The organism is Buttiauxella sp. WJP83 (genome assembly GCF_027594725.1).
Classification (GTDB): Bacteria; Pseudomonadota; Gammaproteobacteria; order Enterobacterales; family Enterobacteriaceae; genus Buttiauxella; species Buttiauxella selenatireducens.
The window spans coordinates 1,428,452-1,440,435 of the sequence record NZ_CP110080.1 but is presented as its reverse complement, the minus strand read 5'-3'; the positions used below and the strand labels follow the sequence as shown (position 1 = coordinate 1,440,435).

At 41.7% G+C, this 11,984-nt stretch carries 12 protein-coding genes and 1 tRNA gene; 10 read left to right on the top strand and 3 right to left on the bottom strand.

What is annotated here, in order from left to right; all coding sequences use genetic code 11:
- The first annotated feature begins 74 nt into the window (after nt 1-74).
- From OH773_RS06730 to OH773_RS06690, 9 genes are all read left to right on the top strand, one after another.
- Nucleotides 75-317: a hypothetical protein gene (locus OH773_RS06730; protein WP_270144169.1), complete on the top strand. Its 243-nt coding sequence runs from the start codon at nt 75-77 to the stop codon at nt 315-317.
- 47 nt (nt 318-364) lie between these two features.
- Nucleotides 365-1,372 carry a hypothetical protein gene (locus OH773_RS06725; protein WP_270144167.1) on the top strand — a complete coding sequence of 336 codons (1,008 nt, stop codon included), beginning with the start codon at nt 365-367 and terminating at the stop codon, nt 1,370-1,372.
- Nucleotides 1,373-1,392: 20 nt separating this feature from the next.
- Nucleotides 1,393-2,496 (top strand): hypothetical protein, encoded by a 1,104-nt coding sequence (locus OH773_RS06720; RefSeq protein WP_270144165.1) that lies wholly within the window; start codon nt 1,393-1,395, stop codon nt 2,494-2,496.
- Between the two features lie 18 nt (nt 2,497-2,514).
- Complete coding sequence (locus OH773_RS06715) at nt 2,515-3,315, top strand: hypothetical protein (protein ID WP_270144163.1); 801 nt, start codon at nt 2,515-2,517, stop codon at nt 3,313-3,315.
- A 1-nt stretch (nt 3,316) separates the two neighbouring features.
- Nucleotides 3,317-3,832, top strand: coding sequence for a hypothetical protein (locus tag OH773_RS06710; protein WP_270144161.1), 516 nt, complete (start codon nt 3,317-3,319; stop codon nt 3,830-3,832).
- 1 nt (nt 3,833) lies between these two features.
- Nucleotides 3,834-5,174, top strand: coding sequence for a hypothetical protein (locus OH773_RS06705; protein ID WP_270144159.1), 1,341 nt, complete (start codon nt 3,834-3,836; stop codon nt 5,172-5,174).
- Nucleotides 5,175-5,186: 12 nt separating this feature from the next.
- Complete coding sequence (locus OH773_RS06700; protein WP_270144157.1) at nt 5,187-7,943, top strand: hypothetical protein; 2,757 nt, start codon at nt 5,187-5,189, stop codon at nt 7,941-7,943.
- 19 nt (nt 7,944-7,962) lie between these two features.
- Nucleotides 7,963-8,397, top strand: a complete 435-nt coding sequence (locus OH773_RS06695; protein WP_270144155.1) for a hypothetical protein — start codon at nt 7,963-7,965, stop codon at nt 8,395-8,397.
- Nucleotides 8,398-8,634: 237 nt separating this feature from the next.
- Entirely contained in the window at nt 8,635-8,841 is a 207-nt protein-coding gene (locus OH773_RS06690) for a hypothetical protein (protein WP_270144153.1), read from the top strand.
- Between the two features lie 258 nt (nt 8,842-9,099).
- On the opposite strand, the gene OH773_RS06685 is transcribed toward OH773_RS06690, so the two are convergent.
- Nucleotides 9,100-10,059 (bottom strand): tyrosine-type recombinase/integrase, encoded by a 960-nt coding sequence (locus tag OH773_RS06685; protein WP_270144151.1) that lies wholly within the window; start codon nt 10,057-10,059, stop codon nt 9,100-9,102.
- A gap of 94 nt (nt 10,060-10,153) precedes the next feature.
- Here OH773_RS06685 and OH773_RS06680 point away from each other — a divergent pair.
- Nucleotides 10,154-10,230 (top strand) — tRNA-Pro (locus OH773_RS06680).
- A 45-nt stretch (nt 10,231-10,275) separates the two neighbouring features.
- Here OH773_RS06680 and OH773_RS06675 read toward each other — a convergent pair.
- Nucleotides 10,276-11,586 (bottom strand): Y-family DNA polymerase, encoded by a 1,311-nt coding sequence (locus OH773_RS06675; RefSeq protein WP_270144149.1) that lies wholly within the window; start codon nt 11,584-11,586, stop codon nt 10,276-10,278.
- Nucleotides 11,571-11,978, bottom strand: coding sequence for a translesion error-prone DNA polymerase V autoproteolytic subunit (gene umuD / locus OH773_RS06670; protein WP_270144147.1), 408 nt, complete (start codon nt 11,976-11,978; stop codon nt 11,571-11,573). Before umuD ends, OH773_RS06675 begins: the two co-directional genes overlap by 16 nt.
- Nucleotides 11,979-11,984 lie beyond the last annotated feature (6 nt).

The following is an 11,984-nucleotide window of genomic DNA, read 5'->3' as shown; positions in this document are numbered from 1 at the left end:
AGCGTTACAGACACTATAGAGGGGCTAGATAAATAAGCATTCTAGTTACCTCTTATCCCATAGGATAATAATCAATGCAAACTCTAAACACAATGACTATTAGCACAGAGGCAGAATTTAAAGCTGAATGTATAGCTAACGGTGATAAGGCAATTACCCTTTTAAAGTATCTTCAAAAGGAATTGCACGAATCTATTTTCCTTACTCCTAAATCTAGTGACAGGGAAAAGATCTTTCATAAATATAACAATGTAGGCGAGCTAATTAAAACGATTGAAAATGCCCGCCATGAATCCGCACCACAGCTTAACATTTAAGTTGCATGAAGCAACTATTATATTTTCAATATAAGGAATTTTAAATTATGTCTAATGAAATGTATTTTGATACTAGTTCTTTTGATTTTGATAGCCTTACAGATATTGTAGGTTTGAATGATAATAACGGCAATCCAGCACACGATAAAAAATCAGTAAGTAATAATGCTAAAGCATATCGTGATGAAATTGATGATATGAGCGATCTTTTCCCAGACGCGGTACGCGATGAGGAAGAACAGGAGATCGATCCTAATGATGATGTTTCAGATTTAGCAATTAATGAACCGCGTAACGGTGCTAATCTTACTGATTACTTCCGCGCTGCTGATGATAATGCTTTTATTGATTTTGAAGGCTTGCAATTAACTAAAGCACAAATTAAAGAACTGTATAAATCTAAAACTAAAGTAGAACATGATTCCGCTTATTTCTCTGAACAGGCTAAACGCTTTGATGAAGATAATAAGATGATCAATCAGCGTTATCTGATGCAAGCAACAGTATTAGAAAATAATATTAATGTACTTACTCAGCGTTTGAACAATCCTAATATTACTGATTCTGATTATGCAAACTATTCACGCCAGTTACAGCAACAGCAGGTAGCACACCAACAGCTAACTAATGAAGTGAATCAGATCATGAATACCCGTAGCCAGCAGGAACAGCTAGTAAATGGCTATCGTATTCGTGCAGCGGATCAAGAGCTATCTAACCTCTATCCAGAATGGAACAAGTATAAAACCGATGTATTGAGCTATGCACAATCAGAGGGAGTAAACGGTAACATTCTAGAAAAAGTTTATGATAAGCCAATTATGCAAATGATGCTTAAAGCGTATTTGTATGATGCAAATAAAAAACGTGTAGCAGCAGAGATTAATAATAAAACTTCTCAGGCACGTAATGCCCGTTCTACTAGCAGTGCTAATCAGTCAACACGTAATCAAAAGGTAAGTGAACAAGATGCAGCGAAAGCTAAAGCAGCACTATCTAAAATGGGTAGTAGCCGCGATCACAACGTAAAAGCCTTTGATTATCTTATCGACTAATTAAAAAGGATTTTAATTTTATGGGAAAGGTTGTAAAGAGTTTAACTGGTCATGGTGGCGGCGGTACTACTAAAACTAAAGAAAATAGTACAAAAACCGAATCACAGCAATCATGGCTAGAACAAAATAAACAGTATCAAACTTTACAGAATAACGCACTGAATGAAGCTAATAACTTCAATATGCCTCAATATCAGTTAGCAGGTGCTAATAACAATATTGATCAGGCATTAGCGGGATTAGGTCAGGGTGTAGATACACAGGGTTATAAAGATGCTTACCTACAGATGTTATCACAGGGTCAGGGTCAATATAATCAGGGTTCAAATGCTTTAAGTAGTGCTCTAGGTAAACTAAATCAGATTGGTAATATGTCACAGGCAGATTATCAAAATATGATGAAGTCAGAATATAATTCTGATTTAGTTAATCAGGAGATTGAACAGCTTAAAGGTGATGTTAACGATCAATATCAAGATCAAGTACAGCACCTTAACCAGCAAGCTAATATGGCTGGTGGCATGGGTAACAGTCGTGCAGGTGTAGCACAAGGTGTAATGGCAGGACAAGCACAGAAAGCTATTGCTAGTGGTTCGGTGCAATATCGTGTTGCAGAAGAACAGCAAGCATATAACCGCCTTAACAGCTACATGAATCAGCAATCCAGCGCAGCTAATAATATTGCTCAGATTGGTTCTAATATGTCTAGTCAGGGTCTACAGATGTACGGTGCAGGTATGGGTTATTATTCACAATATAACCAAGCACAAACACAGAACCTACAAAACCAATTCCAAGCCGGACAATATCAGCGCCAGATGCAGCAACAGCAATATGATGTTAATCGTCAAAATGAACTTATTAGACAATCTCCAGCATTGCAGCGTTTGAGTTATTACAATCAATCATTCTTACCTATGGCTAATTTGTCTACTTCTGGATCTGGTACGTTCACTGGTACAGGTGAAAATAAAACACCGGGTCAGGGTGGTAACTTGTTAGGTGGTTTAATGGGTATGGGTGGTGCGATGTTGGGTCAACATTACGGAATGAGTGATACAGGTACTGGTATGATGAGCATGTTTGGCGGTATGGCTGGTAATGCTTTTGGCAGTAGCTACTAATAAAGGAGTTAATTAAATATGTCTAACTTCTTTAAATCTGTTCTCCATTTAGGGGAACAGTCTGTAACTCAACCTTTCCGATCAATCAAGAAAGCAGCACACGGAGATTTTAAAGGCGGGTTTAATGATCTGTTTCATTCAGCCTCTAAAGCTGGTCAGGATGTAGCGCACAGTGTAGGTATTAGGGGGTGGGTTGGTTCTCACCCTATGCAATCCGTAGGCGCTGCTGTAGCTACTATCTTTGGTGGTTGGGCTGCATGGGGTGCTTATGGTGCTTCTGCTGCTGGTGGGGCTGCTGGTGCAGCAGGTAGCGCTACTGGTGCTGCTGCTGGTACAGCAGGTGCTACAGGTGGTTCCTCTATCGCTGCTGGTACAGTGATCGGGCAAACAGTGCCCGCTATACCTTCTGCTGCTTCTATGATGAGTGGTACAGGTGCAGCAGTTACGGCTACTCCTTCTTACTCTATTGTAGCTGGTGCTTCTGGATCTGGTGCTTCTCTCTCTAGTGGTGGCTATATGGCAACACACTTAGGGGGTGAAGCTACTGTAGCTAATACAGGTGGTTCTACTGCTTCTATGGGCTGGCAGGATTGGGTAAGGAATGGCAACAGAGCTAATAATCTTCTTAATTCTAATAGCCAACAATCACAACAGAATGCACCTGAACCAATGCGATTAACACAGCCAGAATTGACACTACGAAATACAAATGCTGGTCAATCTGCAACTAATAACCCATTAGCGCCTAATTCTACTTCTGAAATTATTAATAACAATGCAGGTGGAATTAACGCGCAATCATTCGGTAAGGCATATTAAAATGATTCAAGTATCACACAATAACCCTATTGCACCTAGTACAGCGCCTAGTGCAGATGAAATTATTAATGCGCTACAAGCTCACCATTCAATGTTAAAAGGTGAAGCACAGACGGCTACAACTGGTGAAGGTTATAACCCTTATCAGCCTGTAGAACAAACACAGCAAGATGCACAGCAAGCACACGCCGCTAATATGCAGCAGTATTTAGCCCCTGTACCTATGAATCAATATGATGTTAATTCAGAGCATACAGAGGAAAAGGCTAAACTATTCTCTAAGAATATTGAACATGATCCAGCCTTTAACGAGATTGGGGATGAAATGCACGAAATGCTAGAGCCTTTGCGTTTAGGTATTGCTAATGGTCAGATTGATATTAATCAGGCTAAACAAATTGCCGCTCAATGGGGTGCAGAACGATTTGATCCAGTGTTTGAAAAACATCACGGTAAACATTCAGCAAGTCATAAAATTAGCTTGCATGATACATCATGGATCAAGGAGGATAAATAATATGTCAGTTTACGACTATTTTAATTATGGTGCTGGTGCTCAGTTAGGCGTACAGCCTGATTACAATCAGCAGCAGTTTAACACACAGGGGGAATCACTAGCCCCTACCCCTCCTGCTAATAATGTTCCTGTAGCTAATGATTATTCTAATGATCAGCGTACAGCACAGGACTATAAACAACAGGCAAGGCAAGCACAAATTGATACTATGGGTGCTCAAAACACTGATGGTAAATATGTGTTTAAAGATGGTTATATGATGGATAAAACGCCTGATGATCGTGTAAGTATGGGTAGAAATGCTGCAATGGCATACATGACTAACTACCTTGCTAATATGGGTGATCAGAATCAAGCTATTGCCGCTGGTGCTATGGGTGCTTCTAATGCTGTAGCACAACATGACGCACGTTTAAAACGTGAAGGTATGTTAAGCCAACTGGAAAGCACAGGCCGCTATAACTCTTTAGATATGGCTAAGTGGGCTGAAACTGGTGATACAAAAGATCTAATTGCTAATCAGGGTACATGGACAAGTGACGGTAACGGCTTTATGCACAATACCCTTACAGGTGAATCTAAGCGTATTGAAGGTTATCAGGATCAGAAGAAACTAACACAAGTAGATACAGGTGATGAAATTCACTTTGTTAATGATGCTGGTGAAACTATTAAAGTATTACCAAAAAATATGACTCCAGAACAAAAAGCTGAAATGGGTGTAACTGGATCAGGTGGTGGCATTGGTTTAGATGAAGATGAATCACACAGCGACACACCAGCTAAAGTAAATGGTGTTTATGGTACTTATGATAATAAGCATAACTTTAAACCTCTAGGTGAAAAAGAACAGGCTTATTGGCGTGATCGTGAAAGTGCAGGTGAATCTAAAGGTGATGCTAATACACAGTTAGTAGATTCTGATCTAAAACGTTTATCTGAATTGCCAGATAGTGAGATTGAAAACTTCACAGGTCACACTATTAGTAAGAGTTCAGTAGCACAGGATAGTTACGCAGAATTTCACGGTAAGGATGCACAAGCTAATTTAGCAGCCTCTAAACGCCTTTCTACTCAATTGGGTAATAGTGCTATTGCAGCAGCTAAAGCCGCTGGTGCTTCTGGTATTAATACAGAGGCTGAATTAAAACGCTTTACCGCTGGTGTACCTCAAGTGCGTTATTCTTCTGTAGAAGATTATAAACAATCACTAAAAGAAATTCAGGAATACACTGATAACTTTAAAGCCTCATTGCTTAAAGGTAAGGGTGTAAAAACTACAGCTAATAAATCTACTGATCAAATGAGTGATGAAGAATTGTTAGCTACATATACAAAATAAGGAGGGTTAGCAATGGCTGATCGTCAAACTCTATTAACTGCTTTACGCAATGCACATAACGCAGGTGATACAGCAGGTGCTACACGTATTGCAGGGATGATTAAAGCCCTACCCTCTCAGACTTCACCAGAAGCCCCACAAGCCCCGCAAGGGGCTACTAACCCAACTACACCAGAACAGCCGCAGAACGCCGTACAGAGCGATACAGGCGCTTCTACAGGTGGTTTTATGCAGGGTGTTACAGATACTCTTAAAGCGTCTGGGCGTATTGCCGCTGGTGCTGTATCTGATGTAGCTAACGTTGGTGTAGGTGTGGTTAATGCTGGTTTATCTGCTGCTGATTGGGCTGCTGAACAGGCAGGAGGTAATATTGATTACAGGTTGCCTAGTGCTGGTTATGGTGATTCAGAATTTTCTAAAGAATACCTAACACCACAAACTACAGGTGAACGTGTTGTAGCCTCTTTACCTTCCTATGTAGTAGGCGGTGAAGTAGTTGCACCAGTTAAAGCCGCTGCTAATGCAGGTCGTGTAGCTAAATTTACTACCAGTGTTATTAATAATTTGCCTAGTGCTATTTCTGGTGAATTTGCTGAACATAATCAGGGTGATCTTTCTGCTGGTAATATTGCACTTAATACTGTAGCCCCTGCTGTAATTGAGAAAGTAGGCGGTGCTGCTGTTCGCGGTGTACGTAATATGTTACCGGAGAATTTCGGCGGTTATTCAGTAGCAGAGAAAACAGCTAATGTAGTTAAACCAGAAGCTGTAGAACGTGTATTACAGGGTGGTAATCAGGAAGCACAACAGGCTTACAGAACAGCTACCACAGATGCACAGGGAAATAGTATTCTGTTACCTTCTCAGGTTATGAATAATCAGGCAGGTGATAAATATATTGCTGCTGAATCTCGTGATATGTTACGCGGTGATAAATCTGAATATAATCAGCGTTTAGCACAACAGCAATCAGGGGAAGGAATTACACAGGCTGTAACAGATGCTAATGCAGGTGCTGTACCATTGCAGGACTCAGCACAGAATATTACAGGCCAGTTTAAACAGCAGAGTAATAAACTCTACAATGAATCTAAATCTAATGCTCAGGATATTCTAGATAGTCGCAACGTAACAGAAATGCACTTTAGAAATACTAAGGATCTAGCAGCACAACATTTAGAAGCAGATGCACAGGCAGGAAAGATTAATCTTAATGCTGAAACACGTAGAACCTTAACGCAGTTACAAAAAACTAAGTTTGATTCTATTGATACTCTTGATGCGTGGAAACGTGCATTAAGTGAGAAAGCAAATAAAGCCTACCGTAACGGAGATTATACAAGTTCTAGCACATTGAAAGGTGTATTAGATAATCTACGTGGTGAAGCAGATGCAACTATTCAGAGTATTGATCCTGCTGCTGGTTCTATTTATCGTGATGCAGATACTTATTTTAAAGAATCAGTAGGTGATTTTGGTTCAGGTAAGAAATCTGTATTAGGTAAAATGGCAGATAAGGAAAACCCACAGACCGCTACTAATGTTTTAGTAAGGGGTCAGAATGCAGAGTTTCACGCTAATCAGATTGGTGATGCTATGGATTCTGCTATTGCTTCTGGTTCTCTTGATAATGCTGCAACACTTGCTACAGAGTTTGGATCTAGTTTAGGCAGTGCTACCCGTGAAACAGCGTTAGGTGCTGCTACAACTGGTGCTAACTTCTCTCCTACTAAGTTTGCAAACACCCTTAACCGACTTGATCCACAAGTTAGCGTAGCTACTCGTTTTGCTGCTGATGAACAGGCCGTAAATGATGCACTGTTAGACGCTGTACAGCTCACAAGGGCTAAAGCACGTTCTACAGGCCGTATTACTAACGTGTTAGCGTCTGGTGTGGGTCGTACTGTAGGTGCTGGTGTAGGTGGTGCATTGGGTTCTACATTAGGCGGTGTAGGTGCTGGCTTAGGTGCATTAGCTGGTAACAGTGCAGCTAAAGTAGTTGGTGAAGGATTGTTAGATCGTCTTACTGGTACTTTAGGTAGGGGTAATAAATACATTCAATTCCTATCTGATCCAGCTAATGCTAAATTAGTTTCAGATGTATTAGCTAATCAGGGTGGTTTAAATGCTACTACAGATGCTATTACAAGGGCTATTGATTCAATCACACAATCAACAGCAACTAATTATAGCAGTGTTAATAGCCCTTCTGTTTCACCTTCCGTTAATACTATTGCACCTGTTACAGATGATTCTACACCAGAACCTGTACAACATGCGCAAGTAGCTAAACGTGAAGCTAACACAACTGATAATTTTGATCCTAAAGTTACAAAACTCTATAAGGCTTTAGCACACGCGGAAACAGGCGGGTTAGATAATCGCTTTATTCGTACTAAGGCTGCTGAATCTGGAGTTAGTACAGCATATGGTGCAGCACAATTAACAGTTTCTACACTTGATGATTTTTACAAGCGTAATTCCGGTTTGTTCAATGCTAAGGAGCGTGATTATATTAAACGCTTCTCAGAGCAAGGGCAAATGATGAAACATGCAGCACATAATGATCCTGTATTTGGTTATGGTGGTTCAGGTGTATTAGGTGGTAAAGAAGATCGTAAACTGTATGCAGCAGTAGTACGCAAGATGCTACAGAAAATGATTAAAGATAATAATGGTAGTTTAGATAAAACTGTTATGCAGTGGCGAGGTAATAATAACGATCATGCTTATTTTGCTAAAGTCCGTAATGCGTACCGTAACAGCTAACTAATATAAGGGGTGTAAATTGAATTTCATACAGCAATTAAAAGCGGGTGATCAAACAGCTTGCACCCCTTACCATTTTGTAGAGTCAGTAAAACAGAACAGATCACCAATGTTTGATTGTTACAAGAATGTTGATGATATGGTAAACCACTTTAACAAAGTGTTTGAATCTTTCGATAGGTGGGAATATTTAGCGGTAGATGATCGCGGGGTTGTCCAGGCTGTTTTAGTATTTTTAATCGACGAATACGACTTACACAAAGGATGCCCCGTAATCCTTCCTCTAATGGCCTACAGCAACGTTAAAGGCGCTTTGGCTAGTGGTTACAAGGAAATGAAGCAGATAGCGAGAGAACGCGGCATAGGCTGGTTAATGACGCAGCGCGGAGAAGGTGATCAGATTATTTCTAAGTACCATAAAATAACTAGTTGCAAAGATCATGATACTATGTGACTATGTTCAGGCGCTAGGGAGTACCGCCAACACAGAGCGCATTATAAGTAGTAGAAAACGCGGTAGTTAATACGCGGTTTCTTAGGAGTGCGGAGGGTTGAACGGTGAACAATCAAGAGTAGCGGCCTAAAGTCGCTTCACCATATAATTTACCAGTGCCACCAATCCGACTAATCAGGGGTGGTTTGTCCGGTGGTGCTGGTTCCCTTTACTGTTTTTTATTTAAGAGGTGCTTAAATGCCTACTATGACTTTAAGCAAGGCTGAACAGTTAGTAGCCTTGTATTCTAAACTTGCTGGTTATCGTTCTCAGGTTTCTAGCCTTGCTTCTTCTGGTCTTACTGGTGAGGAAATCACAGAAGCGCGGGAAGTGCTAGATGCGGTGATCACTCATACTAAGAGTGAGATCAACGCTGTTAAAACTGGTTCTTTCCAGAACAGTTAATAATAGTTTCTTAGAATACCCTCTTAATTGAGGGTTTTCTTGTTTCCGCGTATTCTTTTTAAAACCCCTAATACTATAATGTGGATTAATTCAAACTTGAAAAATATTTGAATTATTTTACATATCGATTTTAAGCCACCTGTAAGCCCCTACACGCCCTTCTAAGCGATTATAGCTACAAGTGGGTTAACCAATATAGAAAACCCCGTAGAATCGCTTCTAGGGGGCTTAAATTTGATGTTTGAGGGGTATTTCTGGTTAGTCTAATAAATGGGCTATAGATTCTGCTTTTACGTGTGCATATCTGGAAAGCATAGATAAAGTTTTGTGACCTGATACCGCCATTAACTGAACAGTAGATAAACCTTTCTCAGCAGCGTTAGTAATGGCTGTATGTCGTAGTGAGTGGAAACATACATTTTCTACCTCTGCTATCCGTGCAGCACGTCTAAAGGCTTGTGTGATCCCATAAGGGGAAATGTCAAAGATCCGTTGATGCACTTGCTTACCTTTGCATTGTTCTTTAAGGATCTCCATTGCCCGAAGGGTAAGAGGTACTTTTCGTGCTTCACCATTTTTCGTTAAGTCACCCATTAAACGAATAATACGTTTATCAAGATCTATCATATATGGCGTTATAGCTAAGATCTCGTTTCTTCTCATTGCCGTTTCATAGGCAAGTTCAATAATCGGCTTACTCTTTTCACTAGCCCATTTTAAGATCCTACGTAGTTCATCCGGTTCTACAATTACATCCCTTGCTTTCCCTGCTTCTGGTAACTTCACACCTTGCGTTACATCTTCACAGGCTACGTTATGTTCTTCTTTCGCCCAACGTAGGAAACGTGAAAGTAATTGTATCTCTAGCCTCACTGTAGAACCCGTTACAGCGTTTAAACGGTGCGACCTATAAGCTACTACATCTTCTTTAGTAATCGCTTCTAAAGCCGTTGTACGTAGGTTACGGGCTACCACTGTTAAGCGGTTCTCTACAGAATCATAACCGCCTCTTTTCTTTCCTGCCTTAATCATTACCTCAGATAAATATAAGGGTGCTAATAGTTGAATAGTGTTAGCTGGTGATTGTTCCTGCTCTTGTTCCCGCGCCCACTGTTCAGCATCTTCTAATGTGGGATGTGTAGAGGAAATTGGTTTTTGTCCTGCCTTGCGGATCTGACACTGAACCTTACCAGAAGGTAGAGTACGAAAAGTAGCCATTTGAACCCTGTTATGTTGCCTTACCCCGTTCACAGTTGCTATGATGTTTACGACTCGCGCAATATTGATAAAAATCGTTACTTATCAATCGTTTCGGCACGTAGCGCAGCCTGGTAGCGCATCGTCATGGGGTGGCGAGGGTCGAGAGTTCAAATCTCTCCGTGCCGACCAAAATACTTTAGAAAGCAGCCTGTTATGGCTGCTTTTTTTATATCGCTAATTTTTCGAATGATGAAATTCTCCAGGCATATTCGCCAGCGACCCCAGCATCAACAAATCTGAAAAACGGGTGGTGTATCGTGGTGACAGCATTTCCCTTTTCATCTGCCACGGTTGTTGGATGCCCTGTCCTGCAAAGTAAAGCGTCCCTTTTCCCCTTTTCTTATTAATGCCGTCCATTGCCTGCATTAGCGCCTCGCTATTCAGTCGTGGCGGGTTCTCATCAAAGAGATTGAGTTGAGCCACACCCTGGCTAAAAAAGTCGCCGAGCATCACTCCGGCTTTTTGATAGTGGTGCCCATCTCTCCAGATAGCACACAGGCAACGCATTGCAGCACTGATAATGTCTCGGGAGTCCTGCGTAGGTGCCAGGAGTTTCACCATTGCCTGGTTGCCATAGTAAGGCTCATTCACACAGAAAGGTGATGTTTTGACGAATACGGAAATATGGCGGCAATACTGATGCTCAGCTCTAAGCTTTTCTGCGGCACGCACCGCGTAGCTGCATACAGCCTGCCGCATGTGCTCATACTCTGTAAGACGTTCCCCAAATGAGCGAGAACAGATAATTTCCTGTTTCGTCGGCACAAACTCTTCAAATCCCAGACAGGATTCACCACGCAGTTCACGAACTGTCCTTTCGAGCACAACGCTGAAGTGCTTACGTATAAAACGCGTATCAGTATCTGCAAGTTGCAGCGTGGTTTTGATCCCCATCGCATCAAGCGTTTTACTGATACGCCGACCAATACCCCACACTTCACTCACCGGGAAATAAGCCATCAGCTTGCGTTGTTTTTCGATGTTCGAAAGGTCAACCACACCGCCTGTTTGTTGCGGCCATTTTTTAGCGGCGTGATTAGCGAGCTTCGCTAACGTTTTGGTTTGTGCTACCCCGATACCCACCGTTAAATGCGTTCTCAGCAAAAGGGTCGCGCGAATTTCCCGGCTTAAATCCTTCAGATTGCGACAGTGACTCACACCAGAAAAATCACAGAATGCTTCGTCAATTGAGTACCTCTCAACCCGTGGGCATATTTCTTCCAGCGTTGTCATCACCCGATGCGACATATCGGCATACAGCTCATAATTGCTACTGAACGCAACAACACCATAATGGCGAAAGAGATCTTTCTGCTTGAAGTAAGGGCCGCCCATTTTGACACCACATTTCTTCGCCTCGGCATTAAGGGCCACCACGCAACCATCATTGTTACTTAAAACGACCACCGGCTTGCCTTTCAGGTCTGGCCTGAAAATGGTTTCGCAACTGGCGTAAAATGAATTCACATCTACCAGGGCGAACATAACGGGCTCGTCGATTTCACGATGTAAGTGACCACACCAAATACCTCAAGCGCCTCATCGGGTATCAAAGTGATAGCTTTGTAAGCACGATTAAGCGGCATTAATTGAATGATGGGTCTGAGTTGTAATTGCCTGACGATAAATTCACCATTAACCGGCACAATCACAATCTCGCCATGCGCCGCCGTTCTGGCGCTGTCGACAACCAGTAAATCACCATTGCCGATGCAGCCTTCAATCATCGAGTCGTCAGATGCGCGTACGAAATATGTGGCGCCAGGATGCTTAACCAGCAACTGATGCAGATCGATGCTCTGCTCCGCATAATCCTGAGCCGGTGACGGAAATGCCCCCATAGTGATGCTCCAAATGACAATTAACTGTATATACATACAGTA